We start from the raw sequence: 17,713 nt of genomic DNA on the forward strand, positions 1-17,713 counted from the left end.
GGTTGCATATTTCAGGCGGAATCACCGCCAAGCTGATAGCCGAATCCATAGACCGTCTTTACATATTTCGGCTTTTCGGCATCGTCCTCCAGCTTTCTTCTGAGCCTCATGATTGTCATATCTACGCTGCGGCTGTCACCCAAATAATCGTATCCCCATACGATTTCCAGAAGCTCATCTCTTGTGTAAATTTTATTGGGCCTTCTCAATAATGTCTCTAGAATTTTGAATTCTTTGGCCGTCAGAGAAATCGGCTCACCATTCTTCAGCACGACTCGGGTCTCCAGATTAAACGCCAGTTCCCCGTAATTGATTGGTTGTTCTTCATTCGGTTTGTTCATAGGGTTAGGTTCATATCGTCTTAGCACCACTTTAATACGGGCAATGAGTTCGCGGTTATCGAAAGGCTTGGTCATGTAATCCTCTGCTCCAAGCTCAAGCCCCAATACTTTATCAATGGTTTCATTTTTGGCGGATAACATAATAACTGGAACCACTTGCTTCTTCGTAATCTCTTTGCATAGATCATAACCGGAATAGTCCGGCAGCATCAAATCCAATAGCACCAAATCCGGCTGGAACGCATCCAGCTCTTGAAGGCCAATCCGGCCATTCTCTGCGGTTTTCACCTGAAAATTCTCCCGTAGAAGTACAAGCTCGACCAAGTCTCTAATAGCCGCCTCATCATCGATCACCAGAATTTTCCTCACTTGATCCCTCCTCCTGTAAAAACATTTAGGAAACAGTCCGGTTTATAATAGTTTAGCAAATCCATAATAACGCAGGCTGCTATTATAGAGTAGTTTAGAGCAAGGTGCAAAATTCATGAACAATTAGGTAGTTTTCTGTGGATGCAAGAAAAACGGACACCTCGCTGGTGTCCGTCAATGGAGTATACCATGATTCGATGACAACGGAAGGCCCTGAGCTTCAGGTCTATCCTTCCAACTCCTCTGGGCTCATCGTCAGGCCGCTCTCATCCGGAACGGCCATGTCCAGCAGTTCACTGGTGGTGACAAAACGATATCCTTCTGCAGCCAGTTCTTCCACCAGCACCCGAACCGCTTCTATGGTCTGGGAGCGGTCCCCGTACCCGTCATGGAACAGCAAGATACTGCCGGGCGCGACCGCCTGCCGTGTATGCTCCAGAATATAATCGACGCCTGGAGTTTCCCAGTCCTTGGCCGCTCCATTTACCGTGCCGATTGTCCGGTATCCGTACTCTGCAGCCAGAGACAGAATGTTGTCATTCACACCAAAGAATGGCGGTCTGAAGCTACGTACCTCTTGCCCCGTAACCTTCCGGATAAGGACATCCGTTCGCTGCAATTCCCCACTAGCTTCCTCCAACGTCAGTTTGGTAAGGTCTGGATGGGAATAAGTATGGTTCCCGAGCTCGTGGCCCTCCTGATGCACAGCAGCCGCCATTTCTGGGTGCGCTTCCATCTCCTGGCCAATCATAAAAAAAGTTGCTCGTCCTCCCACACTGCGGAAAATATCAAGCAATTGGCTCGTATATACCGGATTCGGACCATCATCAAATGTGAAGGCCACTGCCTTTTCCCTTACAGAAATCTGATGTATCATTGATAATTTGACCATGAAATAACCGTCTCCTCTTCACAATTATAACTTGTCCACTCTCCATCATTTTGCCAGAAACAGAACCATTTCGCATCCTCATTTGGAAGTATTCCAATATTGGAGCCTAAACCCAAAATCTGATTCAGTTGTGGGTTTGACATATAGAGGCGAAGCGTAGCTGCTCAAAACCACAATTCAACGTTCACCGTATTCGCAAATAAAAAGTAAAAACTTTTCCTCAACTTAACTACCCATGACTTGTATATAGGCTTTCTAAATAAAAAAACGGCTCAGATTGTAATGAAACATTCCGTGCCGTTTTGACTATCCACCTCAAACGATGCCGCCGACAGCTGTCGCGTCTCCTGCAAATCTGCACATTCCCTCTTCCTAAGAACCAGGCAACTTACGAATCCTGTGAATTCATGAGTCTGAGTGAGAAAATTGGATCATTTCGAGGAATTAAAAAAAGTATCGTTAAGAATCGCTTTAGCTTTCTTTAGGTTGTGGGAATCCAACTTATTAAGCATCACCATGATTTCGTTCATTTCCTCGGTATCTGATAAAGTACGAAGGGTCTTGTCATTGTCTATCTCTTCTTTTGTGCGCGCAGCGCTCTGACTCGGTGCGATTGATTCCTCTTTTGTCTCCGAATAAACCCATGATGTATGCAACGTTTCGCTAAGGGCATTGACGAGAAAGCTTAATTCATCTTCGTTATACCGTTGCAAGAAACGATTGACTCCGATATCAATTTGATGATGCAGGGCTTCATGCAGACGATAAATCTCTTTGCCCAGTGATGTGGTACGGAACAGAACTTCTTTTTTGTTATCCGGAAGGTATTCAAAACGGATGATTTGTTTATCAACCAGTTTTCTCGTAATTTTAGAAATACTCCCTTTGGAATAGCCGTACTGCTTTGAAATCGTTATGCCATTTACAGGCTCAAGCTTTCCAATCGCATCCAACACATGCAGCATCATGACTGTCATTTCTTTTACCAACTCTGCAACAGCAGGATTAGGGCTATTTTGGATCAGCCACTGTTTCTCTTCATCATCTTCCGCTTGGTATCTAAGCTGTATGTCTTTCACAACTTCCAACAATCCCTTGATTAGACGATCTTTATTTTGCACTTCCAAATGGTTGATCATTCATTTCTCCTCCGATGATTAGCTTAATACCAGTATAGCAGTGGATAGTCCAAAATTAAAGTTTCCTGGAAACAATATTGACAAAGGAGGGAGTTGCATCTATTATTGTTTCTAGGAAACCAAAATGATAATGGAGGAATATATATGAACGTTGACGTACTCATCGCCGGAGCCGGCCCGACCGGCTCCACGCTAGCGGCCGACCTTCTGCGGCGCGGCCTTCGTGTCCGACTGGTCGACAAAGCACCACATGCCTTCAAGGGCTCCCGTGCCAAGGGGGTCCAGCCGCGAACTCTGGAGGTGTTCGAAGACCTCGGCATTCTGGGTGAGGCTCTCGCGGAAGGCGGCCCTTACCCGCTCGCGGGTCTTCATTTCGGACCCATCACTGTGCCGTGGCGGATGCAGCAGCGGAACAGGCCGACACCCAACGTGCCGTATCCGAACATCCTGCTGCTGCAGCAGCACCGCACCGATGCCATCTTGCACCGCCTGCTCGATCGCCTCGGGCTGGGCATCGAGTTCGACACAGCAGTGGTGGGTTTCGAACAAGATACCGATGGTGTGACGACGACTCTCTCAACGGGAGAGAAGGTCCGCAGCAGGTATCTGGTCGGGGCCGACGGCGGCTCGAGCACGGTCCGCAAGGCCTCTGGAATTCGGTTTATCGGAGAGACCGCCGACTCCGACCGTACGCTTATCATCGACTGCATGATCGACGGACTGTCACGCAACCGGTGGCATATGTGGCCACGGACGCACGGCAAGTTTGTCGGAGCATGCCCGCTGCCCCACTCCGACCAGTTCCAGGTCATGATCCGGCTGACACCAGACGAGACGCCTGACCTCGACGAAGCCGCCCTGGCCGCCCAGTTCCATAAGCTCACCGGTTTCCGGCTCCACAGCATCACCTGGACCTCGGTGTTCCGGCCAAACGTCCGGCTCGCCGAGCACTACCGGGCGGGCAACGTCTTTCTCGCAGGCGATGCCGCCCACGTCCACACCCCAGCTGGTGCGCAGGGCCTCAACACTGGTGTGCAGGATGCCTACAATCTCGGCTGGAAACTCGCTCAGGTCATCGCCGGCGCTCCCGACAGCCTCCTCGACAGCTATGAGGCTGAGCGTCAGCCCGTTGCAGCACGCGTCCTCGGCAAGTCCAGCGAGTTGTACTCCCGGCTTGACCAGCAACGTCTCTCGACCCTCAAACGCGGAGACGAGGAGCGGCAGCTCGGACTTTCATACCATCGCGGACCGCTCGCCCCTGCCGACGCGCCAGCCACCAAAACCCTGCATGTCGGTGATCGTGCACCGGACGCGCCCTGCAACGGCCCCGGCGGGATACGACGTCTGTTCGACGTCTATCAGGGACCACACTTTACCATGCTGGCCTTCGGCGTGAACGCCGCAAAGGCACTTCCCGAGTTGAGCTGGCCAAACGGCGGCGCCGATTTGCACCGTTACACCGTCAATAGCAGCCGCGAAGTCGATCACAATGGCCTCAACGACACCGACGGCAAGCTGACCAGCATCTACGGCGTTACTGGCGACGCGTTGGTTCTAATCCGGCCAGACGGTTACATCGGAAGCATCATCACAACCGACTGGTTCGCAGCCTTCGACAACTTGACTAGGACAATTACTTAGCCACTGTCAAGTGCAGCCCACTCCGACTGATATTTATGTAGGACATTGGCGAAGTAAGCCGAGAGCGTTAGAGCCGCCTGCCATCGGCGGCCATCTCACGTGTGAAGCTGCGTGGCGACGAAATGCCGAGAAATGAATGGACGATCCATAGAAGTGCGTCCGATTCGAGCCTTTCATCACCTATTCGTCGGAACTGAAATTATTGCATATAAAAATTGACATATCTATATAATTAGATATAATGATGCTATGGAAACCATGATGATCTTTAAAGCTTTGTCTAATGACACCCGTGTGAAAATTTTGGAATGGTTAAAAAAGCCGGATGAAAATTTTGGACCGCAATTGTATTTACCAACGGATGCTGACTTTAAAGGAGGGATTTGTGTAGGAAGCATTCAGGAAAAAACGGGATTGGCACAATCGGTGATTTCCAGCTATTTAATGATCATGAAGAAAGCTGAACTTTTAGAATCAAGGCGATTTGGACAGTGGACCTATTATCGGAGAAATGAAGAAACCATTCGTAAATTTGCCGACTATATCAAGAATAAAATGTAGGTAGCCACAATTATAGGGTTACCTGCTCATTTTTTGATTCTATATATCTATAATTATAGATATATAGAAATAAGAAAAAAGATTGTGTTATAAGGAGAAAAGAATCATGAACAGAATCAGTCCACTATTTTTTATTGCACTAGGTATATTTGGCATTATAAATACCGAACTTGGTGTAGTCGGAATTTTGCCAATGGTCATGGAGAAGTATAACGTTACCGCAGGACTAGCTGGAATGCTTGTTAGTTCGTTTGCACTTATTATTGCCCTTTTTGGTCCATGGATGACGCTGTTGCTGTCAAGATTAAATCGTAAAACTACATTGATTGGCATTCTGATTATTTTTGCCGCTTCCAATTTGATGTCAGTTTTTGCTCCGAATTTTTATATGCTTATGGCTCTCCGAATGATTCCAGCTTTCTTTCATCCGGTTTATTTCTCCATTGCTTTTGTACTAGCCACTGAATTATCAGTAAAGGAGGAAGCCGCGAAGGCTAGTGCAAAGGTATTTCTTGGGGTAAGCATGGGCATGGTGCTCGGAATCCCGCTCACTTCCTATATTGCCAATCAATTTTCACTTGGTACCTCATTTTTATTTTCTGCCCTTGTGAATGTCGTTGCGTGTGTTGGAATAGGAGTAATGGTTCCAACCATGTCGGGGAAGGAGAAAACCTCTTTTGGAAGACAGCTTGCGATATTACGAAAACCCGCTTTATGGTTAAATAGCGGTGCTGCTTGCTTCATATTTGCTGCTATGTTTTCTGTATATAGTTATTTTGCGGAATATTTAGGACAGAGGTCTGACATGAGTGGGAAACTTATTAGCGTGATGCTTGTGATTTTCGGAATTAGCGGTGTGGCAGGAAATTGGTATGCTGGAAAGCTATTAAGCCATCGTATGTTGAAAACAGTGCTGCTTTATCCTGTCGCTTTAGGAATATGCTATTTACTTCTTTATTATGTGGAAATACCCCTTATTCTCATAAGTGGGATTATCATTGTGTGGGGAGCTGTTCATACTAGTGGACTTATTGTAAGTCAAATTTGGCTGACATCGGAAGCTTCAGAAGCCCCGGAATTTGCTAACAGTTTATATGTGTCTTTTTCAAACCTAGGCGTCACGATGGGTGCGGCTATAGGTGGTTGGTTTATATCACGATTGGGAGTAGGAGAAGTCGTTTGGAGCGGTTTACTTTTTGTAGTATTGTCCCTTTTGTGTATCGTCGTAAAAATAATGTATTTTGGCTTAAATGCTAAGCCAAATGTGAAATCTATGGTTACGGAAGAAGATTGACGGGACTCGTTTCTTAGTCACACCTAAAGAGGATGGCAAGTAGTGCGGGAAGTGTACAACTTATATGGAAATTCACCTAATACACCCAAAATGAATTTTATTAACACCAATACCGTGCAGTTTAGCTCAACTGGCAGAGAGCCTTATTGGCAGCGATGAAGTCTTTAAACTCTTATATGGATCAAACTAGTTCACTTGGGAATGAGCTTCCCAACCAAAGAGCCAATAGACAATTACCTGTTCGCTCCTTTGGTGAGTTCCGCTTTACCACTATTTGTGATACGGTTCTCCGCACTGTCTGTAACGGCAAGTTTTAGAGCCATCTTTCGCGGGATGGCTCTTTATTTAGAATATTGAACTTAACTATTTGTTGAATAACTATGTGACCTACATTTTAAATTAACGGATAGGCTTATATTCCCCATCAAAATTAAAAAAATAACCGTTGTTTATACGGATATATCCGAAAATACAATGGTCTCTATCCCTATATAAAACACCGGAGCCGTTTTTATTGTCTTGGTTACCTTCTGCAACCCTAATTCTGTCGTCCTCACAAGCTATAACAATTCCGATATGATCGTGAGAGTGATCGCTTAAAAGCTTCTCATAAATAACGATATCCCCACGCTCTGGATTAAATCCATCTTGTTTATCTCGATAGAAAAACCCCGTTTCAGGCAGTTGGGCCCAATCCAACCATGCGCCAACTCCAGCTAATCGATACATGCGATTCGGATAGCGAATGGGCAGTCGTATCCCCACCGCCATACAGCAGTAGTAAACGAATGCAGCACACCAATTCCCTTCCAGCACTTTATAGATATCCGTGTCCGGCCAATACTTGCAAATTTCCCGGTAGCGTTCATCCTCCGGGATGCCAATAATATTTTGCCCTGCAAAAATTTCCGAAAAATCTGCCAGCCTAAGTCGTCTGTCTTCCGCATTAGTCTCTATCGTTTCCGTGTCGACGTTAGCTTCCGCCCCTGCATACTCAACAGGAATCCCCAGTTCTATAAACACATTTTGCAGTCTATGTATAACCGCCTTGGATGAATAGTTACCTGTATGCTGAAAGCACATCTGCAATAATATAGCATCTTTAATTATTTCCTCGTATGGGTCCTGCGTTCGATGTATAGCTTCTTGATAAAAGATCGCTCGAAGAATGACATGCTGCTCTTCGTCAGAAAAGAGCTGTGTGCTGCGCAGTATAGGTCTTACCGCATCTGCACTGTTTGGACCAAGGAAGTTTTTAATGCCGGTTCTATAGAAATAATAACCGTGAAGCAACCCGGCGATCCCGGCGATTTCCGGATCTTGTCCTCTTCTCATAGCAAGCATCGAAGCGAAATTTGATACCCCATAAAGATGTACCCCGGTTTTATTTTTATAGCCAGTCTCCCCTATATTTAAGAGCATTTCTTGAACAAGACCACGAACACTTTCAATCCGCTTAACCTTCTTCTCTCCAATCAAAATTTCGCCCCCTGCCCTTCAATCATGCTGACTCAAGAAAAATAATTAAAAAACTTGCCCCTACTTATCATTAATTATAGCTAATTTCCCAACAAAAAACGGCACGGGAATGTAACGAACCATTCCCGTGCCGTATTAACGTCTGAATAGGCTATTTAATAACGCCTTTTTTCAAAATAATGTTCGCATACAGCGCCTGCTCGCCAGTAGCTACAATCGCATAAGCCTTCTTCGCCCGCTCATAAAAAGCAAAGCGTTCCACTTCCTCAGGCTTCTCGCGTACTGGCGTGTGCTGCTCAATGATGAGCTGATACTGCTCCCAGATTGGCGTCTGGACGGTATCGCCAGGAACAACCTGCATGAGCGCCGCTGGACGCTCCACATATTGATCCAAGGGAAACAGCGGCAATATCGCTTCCAGCAGCTCAGGAATGCCGTGGCCGTCTGCCCGAACAACGCGCTGCGCGTGGCTCATGACGGGGAAATTGCCGTCGGCCAGCACGATTTCGTCGCTGTGTCCCATTTCCATTAATATTTTCAGAAGCTCCGGTGAAATCAATTTGGATATGCCATGCAGCACCTCAAACACTTCCTTAAGTAAGATTAAAATTTAAGACTTCGCCTGCAAAGCGACTAACCGCAGGTAAGCCTCGTAAGCCCGCTCCCATACTTGCTGCTCCGCTTGCGCCGGCTCATAGGTATCCACCTCGAACGATGCCGCCGACAGCTGCCGCGCCTCCTGCAAATCCGCACATTCCCCTTGGGCAATGAGCTGAACGAGCATATTGCCGATGGCGCTCGCTTCGACCGGTCCTGCCCATACCGAGCGGCCAATTGCATTCGCCGTAAAGCGGCAGAGCAGCTTGTTCTGTATACCGCCGCCAACCATGTGCAGGCCCGAATAAGCCTCTCCGGTCAGCTGCTCCATTTGCGCCAGCGCGTAACGGTATTTCAGCGCCAGACTTTCGAGAATGCATCTCGCTATTTCGCCCCGCGACTGCGGCACAAGCTGCCCTGTCTCCTCGCAATACTGCTGCACATTTCGAATCATGCCCGAAGGGCTGTAAAAACGCAGATCATCCGGATGGATCAGGCTGCGGAAAGGTTCCGCCTGCTCCGCTTCGGCCGCAAGCTGTGCGAATGACAGCTCTTGCCCTTGCGCCTCCCATTCACGGTGGCATTCCTGCAAAATCCACAGGCCCATAATGTTTTTGAGCAGCTGGTAGGTTCCGCCGACTCCGCCTTCATTGGAAAAATCGAGCGCAAGCGCTTCTGGCGTCAGCAGCGGACGCGCTAGCTCAGTGCCAAGCAGCGACCAAGTGCCGCACACCAAATAGGCAAAAGCTTTCCCGCCTGCCGCTGGCACAGCAGCAACCGCTGATTCCGTATCATGCGTGCCTACGGCAATCGCTTCAATCGGCGGTACAGCCAGCTCTTCGCATACTTCCGCTGTTAGCGGCCCAATGCGCTGTCCCGGATGAATCGGCGCAAGGAACAGCTTCGCTGGAATGCCGAGCTGCTGCATAAGCGGCTCATTCCACTGCTGCCGCTCTGGATGAAACAGCTGCGTCGTAGTCGCCATCGTAAATTCGCATACCTTCTTGCCCGTCAAAAAATAAACGAGCAAATCCGGCGTCAGCAGCAGCGTCTCGGCGGCCGCCAGCTTCGGCGAGCCTGCCTTGCTCATCGCATACAGCTGATAAATCGTATTAAAGGGCATAAACTGGAGCCCGCCCTGCTGGTATTGCTCCTCGCGGCTCAGCAGCTGCTCCACCTCTTCGACCAAGCCTTCTGTCTGCGGGTCGCGGTAATGATAGGGATTGCCCAGCAGCTCGCCTTGCGAATCCAGCAGGCCAAAGTCCACTCCCCATGTATCCACGCCAAAGGTGGACGGCTGATAGCCCTGTTGGAACGCTTTGCGAATGGCAACCTTCATCTCCTGCAGCAGTCGCAAAATATCCCAGTGCAGATGCTGCCCTACTTGTACCGCATAGTTGGGAAAACGATGAAGCTCAGTCACCTCAAGCTTGCGGCCGCCCTCTGCACTTGCAGCAAGCTTGCCGATCAGCGCCCTGCCGCTGCTTGCGCCCAGATCAAAGGCAAGGACCGTCGCCGCCGTTTTCGCTGCATTTGCCATCCCTGCATTCCTCCTCTTCCTAGCGGATTCAACGCAAAACTACTGCATTTTTTGCAGCAGCTGGATGCGGTAGGCCTCGCTCTCCAGCGATGCGATTTCTTCAAATTCTTCCTTCGTCAGCACTTTTGGCTCCTTGATCGCTTTGGCGATCAGGAAAATTTTTGCGCTTTCTTCTACCACTTCCGTACGATAATAGGCTTCGCGCAGATTGCGCCCTGTCGTTACGAGTCCATGATTGCCTAGCAATATTGAGCTCGCAGCATTTACTTTTTCAACTAGCGCATCTGCAAGCTTGTCTGTAGTAGGCAGTACATACGGAATATATACTGTCTTGCCTACTAGCGCCGCCTGATCGGGGAACATAATCGGCAGCTCCTGCTCCACAAGTGTAAAGGCGATGCAATAAGGCGGGTGCGTATGCACGATCGCTCCGATGTTCGAATTCGCACGGTAAGCATAAAGATGCATCAGCACCTCAGAAGACGGACGGAAGCCTGTATCCGTTACAGCTCCCGTCTCAATATCGACCTCTACCCACTGCTCCGGCTCAATTTCATCAAGGGCAAAACCGCTTGGGGACAAATACATTTTGCCCTCATGCTTCGCGCTAATGTTGCCGCCTGGACCAACTACCAAACGGTTCGCGACCGTCTTTTTTGCGTATTTACATAGTTCCTCTCTAATTTCCAAGCTGCTCATTTCTCTCTTCCTCCTCTATGTTATTGAACCCATGAAGCTGCCGCCCCAAAAAATTGGAACGGCAGCTTGTCAAATGGTTATTATTTATACAACGGCCCAAAGTTGTCGCAAGCCCGGTAATCTGCGCTTTCCGCATTGCTCGTGCCGAACAGGCCCCAAGCACGTGGACGGAACAGCTTTTCTTCTGCCACATTGTGCATATTGACTGGAATACGCAGCATCGACGCAAGTGTAATTAAATCCGCGCCAATATGCCCGTAGCTGATAGAGCCGTGATTCGCACCCCATTGGTCCATCACTTCATAAACGCTGCGGAACGCGCCGCTGCCTGTCAAAATCGGAGCGAACCACGTCGTCGGCCAAGTCGGATCTGTCCGCTTGTCGAGCACATCATGCACGTCTTCAGGCAGATCAACCGAATAACCTTCGGCAATTTGTAGAACGGGGCCAATGCCCTTCACCAAATTGATCCGGGACATCGTCATCGGCATGCCCCCGCGTGTCAAATAGTCGGAGGAATAACCGCCGCCGCGGAAATATTCAACTGATGCCGGACGCCACGACGTTGCCTTCAGGCAGTCCGCCGCCTCCTGCTCGGTAATTTCCCAATGCGGCTTAAGCGCAGGCTTGCCAGCAAGCTGCTGCTCGCCCGTTCCGTCAAGCGTAGCCGAACCAGAGTTGATCAGGTGCAAAATGCCGCCCGCTGCGTGCCCTTCCAGCTTATGTCCCGTTACGCGCTGCACCGAATCTGGACTCCAATACGTCCGCACATCGGCGAAAATTTGCGCCGTATTCGTCAGCAAATTACCGAACAGCATGGCAACGCCGTTCAAGCTGTCATTTTCCGTTGCTACCATGTAAGGTGCGCGGATGCCGTTCCAGTCGAACGAGGAGTTAAGCAGCGTTTCCATGAAATCGCCGTTTGGAAAATGATCCGTCCATTGGCGCTGCCCCTGGAAGCCGGATACGATCGCATTGTGGCCCATCGCCTCTTCCCCGAAGCCAAGCTCGGCAAGGCGCGGGTTGCCGACCATCAGGTCACGGGCAATCATCGTCATTTTCACAACGGTTTCCCAATCCTTGTCCTTCTGCTCTCTGGAGGTCTGGATTTGCGCCGGGTTGTTGTCTGCGCCCTCCGGACAGTTTTCCTTTACCCATGCCAGCGCGCGGGCAAATTCTTCGCCATCATAAATTTCCTCTTCGAAGCGGCGGACGAATTCCGACATATCCACATACTCGGTACGCATGCCCAAATATTCCTGGAAAAAAGCATCGCTTACGATCGAGCCCGCGATTCCCATCGATACGGAGCCCATCGACAAATACGATTTGCCGCGCATGTAAGCTACAACAAGTCCTGCTTTCGCGAAGCCCAGCAGCTTGCCCTTCACATCTTCAGGAATGCTCGTGTCGCCAGAGTCCTGAACTTCCTCGCCATAAATGCCGAAGGCCGGAAGACCCTTCTGCGCATAGCCGGACAGTACAGCCGCCAAATATACAGCGCCTGGGCGCTCTGTGCCGTTAAAGCCCCATACCGCTTTCGGAATGGACGGGTCCATATCCATCGTCTCGGTGCCATAACACCAGCATGGCGTTACGGTGATGGACACGCCTACGCGCTCGCGGGAAAATTTGTCCGCGCAAGCTGCCGCCTCCGCTACACCGCCGATACAGCTGTCCGCAATGACGCATTCAACTGGCTCGCCGTTCGGATAACGCAAATGCTCGCCAATGAGCGCGGCTACCGATTTTGCCATATTCATTGTCTGTTCTTCGAGCGATTCGCGAACGCCTTTACGGCGTCCATCGATCGTAGGACGAATACCTATTTTAGGGAAACCGCTTTCAAAACGATGCTTTTCTTGTGTCACTATTATCCCTCCAATACAAGCGTAAACGGCTTTTGCCGTCCTCTGGCGGCAAAGCTTCCGTTTCGCGATGAAATATAAGAAATGATAAGAGTGAAACTTATCATTTCTTATATTTTAAAATAAAGTGCATAACCAGCTGTTTGAGTTAGTGTAGAGTTACCGATAACTCTAATTTATCAAGCTTGAGGGTTGCTGTCAATGGCTCACTTTTGTAAGATGGTAAGATAGCAAACGAGTGGGACGAAATAGATAAGGAGCAAGCCGCATGGTTACGATTTACGATATCGCTCAGCGATCTGGCGTTTCAGCGATGACCGTATCGCGAGTTATCAATAACACAGGCAGAATAAGCGACAAAACGCGGGCAAAGGTCAAGAAAGTGATGGAGGAAATGCACTATGTGCCGAACCAGATGGCGAGAAGTCTGGTGCTTCAGCATACCCGCCTGCTGTTTTTGCTTATTGCCGATATTACGAATCCGTTTTATACGACACTGTCACGGGGGGCAGAGGATGCCGCTACGAAAAATGGCTACAAGCTGCTGTTCGGCAACAGCGATGAAAATTTAGCTAAGGAATCGGATTATATCCATACGATTTTGACGACGCGGGTTGACGGCGTGATGATGGCGCCGACTGGCGACCCCTCCTTGTCCAATCTGGAGTCGCTGCTCCATCATCAGACTCCGTTCGTGCTGATTGACCGCGAAGTACCGGGCATTGAATGCGACATCGTCCTTGGGGACAGCAAGGAAGGCGCCCGCCAGCTCGTCGATCATCTTGTGGGGTTGGGTCATACGCGGATTATGATGGTCAACGGCTCGCTTTCCAGCTCCAGCGCCCGCCTCCGCTTGCAAGGCTACAGAGAGGCACTTCAGCTCAATGGGCTGGACTATGAGCCGGAATATTTATTCGAGACCAGCTTCGGCCCGCAAAATGATCTGTCCGCCATGAATGCTTGGCTCGACAGCATAAACCCGCTTCCGACCGCCATCATTGCCGGAAACAACGTCATCGCCATAGAGCTGATTCGCCTGCTTCAGCAGCGCGGACTGCGCATTCCTGACGATATTTCCATCGTATGCTTTGACGATTTTGGCCCCTATGCGGACATTAATCCGTTTATTACCGTTGTCGCCCAGCAAGCCTACCAGTTCGGCTATCTCGGCATGCAAATGCTCATTGACCGCATCCAGAACGGCAGCGCCTCCGGCCCGTGGCGGAAAGTCGTGCTGCCTGCGGAGCTCATCGCAAGAAGCTCCGTCAAGCAGCTCTAACGTGGTCATAGCAAGCAATGAGAACACATAGAAAAAAAGGCCAACCAAGAATTTCTGGTTGGCCTAATCATTCGACTCGACTCGATGATGGACTTGGCGGACTCAGCAGCAGCTAATGCGCTGCCAACAGCCATTTTGACGGGATAATGAGGGTAATAACGGATTTCCTGTCCGCTTACCGCCCGAAATTGTAGAAAAAGCCAAAATAGCGGAACCTCAGTCCTTCAAAAAATTTAGGAGCGTCCGAGCAACATGTCTTCAGCAAGAGTAGTCTCTGCCAGAGTGGCCTCAGCCATAGCGGTCTCTGCAACAGCGGTCTCTGCAACAGCGGTCTCTGCAACAGCGGTCTCTGCAACAGTGCTCTCTGCAACAGTGCTCTCTGCAACAGCGGCCTCAACTACAGCAGTCTCTGCAACAATTGACTGCTGTGCTCCCCCCTGCCTTAAATCATCTGAAGAGATTGGCCCCGCATAAGGGTTAAGTAAGAAGCAGCAGCAGGCCGACTCTCGTTTGCCTATATGCTCTAATCTTGAGCTCTATTTAGTGTTTTTTCTTTTTTTACGATGGTCTGCTCGTATCTTTCGATCTTATCATCCATGCGTTCAAGCACCTTCTTCATATCTTCCATTCGTGCTCTAAGCAGCTTGCGCTGATCGATTAGGAGCTCTTTTCTGGCCTCTTGTGTCTCATCACCCTGTTGAAACAGCCCAACGTACTCAATCAATACCTCAACAGGAAGACCGGCGCCTCGCATACACTTAACAAATTCAACCCACCGGCAATCTTCTTCGGTGTAGTCCCTGAGCCCGCTTTTATTGCGGTTCACTCGTGGAATAAGCCCAATTCGTTCATAGTAGCGAAGCGTATCCTGTGACAAATCATATTTTTCACTTACTTCTGCTATAAACATGCTCGTGTCACCACCACATTTAAAATAAAGAACGCCCAGGGACTGGTCGGGGCGTTCTTGTCCTATCTTCCTATTATACGGCGCCAATGACCGGATGAGGAACATACGGCTCCTCCAGCGACGCAACTTCTTCAGCTGTAAGCTTAATGGAGAGCGCTGCTGCCGCATCCTCGAGATGGGATATTTTCGAAGCGCCGACAATCGGACCTGTTACCGGTTCCTTTTGCGCTACCCAGGCAAGTGCGATTTGAGCACGAGGAACGCCGCGTTTTTCAGCGATTGCTGCAACGCGCTCCACAATCAATCGATCCGTATCCGCAGTCGCATCGTATTTCGATTTCTGCACTTGATCGGTTTCGGAGCGGTGCGTCGTTTCCGACCAATCACGCGTCAATCTTCCTGATGCCAGCGGACTGTAAGGAATGACACCGATTTTTTCTTCCTTGCAAAGCGGCAGCATCTCCCTTTCCTCTTCACGGTAGATGAGATTCATATGATTTTGCATGGACACAAATTTGGTCCATCCATTTTTCTCAGCTGTATACAGCGCCTTCTGGAACTGCCATGCATACATAGCGGAAGCGCCAATGTATCTTGCTTTTCCAGCCTTCACGACATCATGCAAAGCTTCCATCGTTTCTTCAATAGGCGTATTATAGTCCCAGCGATGAATTTGATAAAGGTCTACATAATCCGTTCCCAATCGCTTAAGGCTCTTGTCTATTTCGCTCATAATGGCTTTCCGGGAAAGCCCCGCACCATTCGGCCCTTCATGCATGCGGAAATGCACTTTGGTTGCGAGCACAATTTCATCACGGTTCGCATAATCCTTTAGAGCCCGTCCAACGATTTCCTCGCTTGTTCCATCTGCATACACATTTGCTGTATCAAAAAAATTAATTCCCAGCTCCAGCGCTTTTTTTATAATAGGACGACTGCGCTCTTCATCAAGCACCCATGGATGAACCCAACGTTCTGCTACACCAAAGCTCATACAGCCAAGACAAAGCCGAGATACATCCAAGCCCGTATTTCCAAGTTTCACATATTCCATTAGATCGTTCCTCGCTTTCGGTTAAGTACGATTGCCTTCGAATGTAGTTTACCCTCTGGAGTTAACTCCAAGTCAAGCGATCAAATGACATGTATAAAAAAAGCTGATCGGCAAATGACGCCGACCAACTTTTTTTCAATGCTCATTCATCTCGAATAACGAATAGTACACCGATAAAAATCAATATCGTACCTATCCAAAAAGACAAACCAATTTGCTCGCCTAGCAATAACCACCCTAAAAAAGTGCCGACAATAGGTTGGAAAAAGAAAAACAATCCGCCACTTGAAGCATTGAGCATTTGCAGTCCACGATTCCACAATAAAAAGGCGCATGCTGTCGAAATAACCCCCAAGTACAAAAGGCCGCCCCAAATCGATGGATGCATCATGGCTTGAAAATCAAGCTCAGGCAACCGGCTTATTGTAAAAGGTGTAAGTAAAACTATGGCTGCTAGTGTTGTATAGCACGTTATGACAATTTGTGAATATTGCCCGGGTACCCGTTTAATAAGAACAGACATAAGCGCCCATGTAAGCGCTGCAATAAGCAGGGATACCCCACCAAGTTGAATAGATGGATCAATTTCGGATTTTCCGACAATAATGCCGACACCGATGGATGCTAAAATAATCGAGCTTGCCTTTTTAAACGTTATTTTTTCTTTTAAGAGGATACGCGCAAACAGTACCATGAATGCAGGTGTCGTTGACGTAATAATCGCACCCATTTGGGCTGTAGAAAGCATCGTACCCACTTCTTGAGTCAGGATGGAAATTGTATTTCCAATAAGTCCAATTAGGAAGATTAACAGCAAGTCTCGTCTTTCAATATGCCATGATTGTTTGGTTGCAACGCCAATAATCAGCAATGCAAAAAAAGCAATGACATAGCGAATCCATACTAATTCAAGTGGTGGCACAATGTCTACCACATGTTTCACTACAACATACATCCCGCCCCAAATGCTAGCTGCGAGCGCTAAATACAAAGAACCTAACCAAGTGTTTTTCATTGAGTACCCTCCGTTTATCCAGAACATTCCTGCCCTTAACGGAGTTGTAGTTTTCTGCCGTTAAGGGAGAATAACTACAGGTACATCATTTTCAAAAAGTGGCGACCACATCATCCATCTTCAGCTCACTTTCAAAAGAATAATTTTATTTTACACGAAAACAAGATTAAAAAATAGTCGGCACCATACCTCCATCCATACGGATGGGAGAGCCTTTAAATGCGGATGCATAAGGACTGCATACAAATGCGGCTAGTCTTCCTATTTCAACAGGCCTGATAAATCGCTGTATTTCCGATTGAGGCAGGTTTGCAGCCATAAATTTTTGCTCTTTTTCTGAAAAAGCCATGTCTTCATCGGAGTACATGCCCTCGATGATTTGATGCACTTTTTCAGAAAGTGTCGGTCCGGGCATAATCGTATTGACTGTAACCTCTGTTCCTATCGTTAATTTAGATAAGCTTTTTGCCAAGGATAACAGCATGGACTTTGTCATTCCATACTGTGGCATTAGTCCAGATGGCATCATGGCTTCTTCACTTGCAATAAAAATAATGCGGCCATCATTATTTTTCAACATTTTAGGCAAATAAAATTTTGTTAAGCCGTTTGCGGCAAGAACATTCGTACGGAAATATTTTTCCCATACGTCGTCGTCGACATCCTCATATTTCATGATTTCATATATGCCCGTATTATTAACCAGAATATCAATTTCGGGATATTTTTCAAATAAAGCTTCCCTTTGCCCACTATCCACAATATCAGCTGCAGCATTTTGAGGAGAGGTAGCAGGAAATTCCGACTTTATTTCGCGTACTGTTTGTTCTACCTCATCATGATTTCGTCCATTAATAAGGACATGAACGCCTTCTTTGGCAAGTTCCATGGCAATGGCTTTGCCTATGCCTTTCGTTGATCCTGTAACTAAAGCTGTTTTATTGGTTAATCCCATTTCCATCATACATTTCTCCGTTTCATTTACTTAACGTATTGGCAAGATTATTAGCAGTCATTTATCCAACAGTCCATTGC

The 17,713-nt window shown here is 48.2% G+C and carries 16 protein-coding genes; 4 read left to right on the top strand and 12 right to left on the bottom strand.

Going from position 1 to position 17,713, the window contains the following annotated elements:
* Positions 1 to 11 precede the first annotated feature (11 nt).
* The 3 genes from AC50X8_RS03470 to AC50X8_RS03480 all read right to left on the bottom strand — a co-directional run bounded on the left by AC50X8_RS03470 (position 12) and on the right by AC50X8_RS03480 (position 2,741).
* Positions 12 to 710, bottom strand: coding sequence for a response regulator transcription factor (locus AC50X8_RS03470; protein WP_494857699.1), 699 nt, complete (start codon positions 708 to 710; stop codon positions 12 to 14).
* Positions 711 to 936: 226 nt separating this feature from the next.
* A complete protein-coding gene (locus AC50X8_RS03475; protein WP_494878608.1) occupies positions 937 to 1,602 on the bottom strand; it encodes a polysaccharide deacetylase family protein in 666 nt (221 codons plus the stop codon).
* A 431-nt stretch (positions 1,603 to 2,033) separates the two neighbouring features.
* On the bottom strand, positions 2,034 to 2,741 hold the full coding sequence (locus AC50X8_RS03480) for a MarR family transcriptional regulator (protein WP_494878610.1): 708 nt from the start codon (positions 2,739 to 2,741) through the stop codon (positions 2,034 to 2,036).
* 144 nt (positions 2,742 to 2,885) lie between these two features.
* On the opposite strand from AC50X8_RS03480, the gene AC50X8_RS03485 reads away from it, so the two are divergent.
* The 3 genes from AC50X8_RS03485 (at position 2,886) to AC50X8_RS03495 (ending at position 6,237) form a co-directional block, all read left to right on the top strand.
* Positions 2,886 to 4,382, top strand: a complete 1,497-nt coding sequence (locus AC50X8_RS03485) for an FAD-dependent monooxygenase (RefSeq protein ID WP_494878612.1) — start codon at positions 2,886 to 2,888, stop codon at positions 4,380 to 4,382.
* A 249-nt stretch (positions 4,383 to 4,631) separates the two neighbouring features.
* Complete coding sequence (locus AC50X8_RS03490) at positions 4,632 to 4,943, top strand: ArsR/SmtB family transcription factor (RefSeq protein ID WP_056043224.1); 312 nt, start codon at positions 4,632 to 4,634, stop codon at positions 4,941 to 4,943.
* A 106-nt stretch (positions 4,944 to 5,049) separates the two neighbouring features.
* Positions 5,050 to 6,237 (top strand): MFS transporter, encoded by a 1,188-nt coding sequence (locus tag AC50X8_RS03495; protein ID WP_056043221.1) that lies wholly within the window; start codon positions 5,050 to 5,052, stop codon positions 6,235 to 6,237.
* A 399-nt stretch (positions 6,238 to 6,636) separates the two neighbouring features.
* Here AC50X8_RS03495 and AC50X8_RS03500 read toward each other — a convergent pair whose 3' ends face one another.
* From AC50X8_RS03500 to AC50X8_RS03520, 5 genes are all read right to left on the bottom strand, one after another.
* The gene (locus tag AC50X8_RS03500) at positions 6,637 to 7,716 is read right to left on the bottom strand and encodes a CHAP domain-containing protein (RefSeq protein WP_494878615.1); all 1,080 of its coding nucleotides are present in this window, start codon (positions 7,714 to 7,716) and stop codon (positions 6,637 to 6,639) included.
* Between the two features lie 151 nt (positions 7,717 to 7,867).
* Entirely contained in the window at positions 7,868 to 8,296 is a 429-nt protein-coding gene (gene fucU / locus AC50X8_RS03505) for an L-fucose mutarotase (RefSeq protein ID WP_056043218.1), read from the bottom strand.
* 30 nt (positions 8,297 to 8,326) lie between these two features.
* On the bottom strand, positions 8,327 to 9,853 hold the full coding sequence (locus AC50X8_RS03510; protein WP_494878616.1) for a rhamnulokinase: 1,527 nt from the start codon (positions 9,851 to 9,853) through the stop codon (positions 8,327 to 8,329).
* Positions 9,854 to 9,892: 39 nt separating this feature from the next.
* Positions 9,893 to 10,552, bottom strand: a complete 660-nt coding sequence (locus tag AC50X8_RS03515; protein ID WP_056043212.1) for a class II aldolase/adducin family protein — start codon at positions 10,550 to 10,552, stop codon at positions 9,893 to 9,895.
* 80 nt (positions 10,553 to 10,632) lie between these two features.
* Positions 10,633 to 12,423 (bottom strand): L-fucose isomerase, encoded by a 1,791-nt coding sequence (locus AC50X8_RS03520; protein WP_056043209.1) that lies wholly within the window; start codon positions 12,421 to 12,423, stop codon positions 10,633 to 10,635.
* 265 nt (positions 12,424 to 12,688) lie between these two features.
* On the opposite strand from AC50X8_RS03520, the gene AC50X8_RS03525 reads away from it, so the two are divergent.
* A complete protein-coding gene (locus AC50X8_RS03525; protein WP_056043206.1) occupies positions 12,689 to 13,699 on the top strand; it encodes a LacI family DNA-binding transcriptional regulator in 1,011 nt (336 codons plus the stop codon).
* A gap of 523 nt (positions 13,700 to 14,222) precedes the next feature.
* Here the strand turns inward: AC50X8_RS03525 and AC50X8_RS03530 are convergent.
* From AC50X8_RS03530 to AC50X8_RS03545, 4 genes are all read right to left on the bottom strand, one after another.
* A complete protein-coding gene (locus tag AC50X8_RS03530) occupies positions 14,223 to 14,609 on the bottom strand; it encodes a MerR family transcriptional regulator (protein WP_494857676.1) in 387 nt (128 codons plus the stop codon).
* 73 nt (positions 14,610 to 14,682) lie between these two features.
* Positions 14,683 to 15,663: an aldo/keto reductase gene (locus AC50X8_RS03535; RefSeq protein ID WP_494857674.1), complete on the bottom strand. Its 981-nt coding sequence runs from the start codon at positions 15,661 to 15,663 to the stop codon at positions 14,683 to 14,685.
* A gap of 142 nt (positions 15,664 to 15,805) precedes the next feature.
* On the bottom strand, positions 15,806 to 16,678 hold the full coding sequence (locus AC50X8_RS03540) for a DMT family transporter (protein WP_494878619.1): 873 nt from the start codon (positions 16,676 to 16,678) through the stop codon (positions 15,806 to 15,808).
* A 166-nt stretch (positions 16,679 to 16,844) separates the two neighbouring features.
* Positions 16,845 to 17,639, bottom strand: coding sequence for an SDR family NAD(P)-dependent oxidoreductase (locus AC50X8_RS03545; RefSeq protein WP_494878621.1), 795 nt, complete (start codon positions 17,637 to 17,639; stop codon positions 16,845 to 16,847).
* Between the last annotated feature and the right edge of the window lie 74 nt (positions 17,640 to 17,713).

The sequence above is a fragment of the Paenibacillus sp. JT22N15 genome, assembly GCF_059383755.1.

Coding starts and splice junctions, on each gene's coding strand:
- AC50X8_RS03490 (WP_056043224.1), top strand. CDS start 4,632: ATGGAAACCATGATGATCTTTAAAGCTTTGTCTAATGACACCCGTGTG.
- AC50X8_RS03480 (WP_494878610.1), bottom strand. CDS start 2,741: ATGATCAACCATTTGGAAGTGCAAAATAAAGATCGTCTAATCAAGGGA.
- AC50X8_RS03475 (WP_494878608.1), bottom strand. CDS start 1,602: ATGGTCAAATTATCAATGATACATCAGATTTCTGTAAGGGAAAAGGCA.
- AC50X8_RS03515 (WP_056043212.1), bottom strand. CDS start 10,552: ATGAGCAGCTTGGAAATTAGAGAGGAACTATGTAAATACGCAAAAAAG.
- AC50X8_RS03495 (WP_056043221.1), top strand. CDS start 5,050: ATGAACAGAATCAGTCCACTATTTTTTATTGCACTAGGTATATTTGGC.
- AC50X8_RS03510 (WP_494878616.1), bottom strand. CDS start 9,853: ATGGCAAATGCAGCGAAAACGGCGGCGACGGTCCTTGCCTTTGATCTG.
- AC50X8_RS03530 (WP_494857676.1), bottom strand. CDS start 14,609: ATGTTTATAGCAGAAGTAAGTGAAAAATATGATTTGTCACAGGATACG.
- AC50X8_RS03525 (WP_056043206.1), top strand. CDS start 12,689: ATGGTTACGATTTACGATATCGCTCAGCGATCTGGCGTTTCAGCGATG.
- AC50X8_RS03535 (WP_494857674.1), bottom strand. CDS start 15,663: ATGGAATATGTGAAACTTGGAAATACGGGCTTGGATGTATCTCGGCTT.
- AC50X8_RS03485 (WP_494878612.1), top strand. CDS start 2,886: ATGAACGTTGACGTACTCATCGCCGGAGCCGGCCCGACCGGCTCCACG.
- AC50X8_RS03545 (WP_494878621.1), bottom strand. CDS start 17,639: ATGGAAATGGGATTAACCAATAAAACAGCTTTAGTTACAGGATCAACG.
- AC50X8_RS03540 (WP_494878619.1), bottom strand. CDS start 16,678: ATGAAAAACACTTGGTTAGGTTCTTTGTATTTAGCGCTCGCAGCTAGC.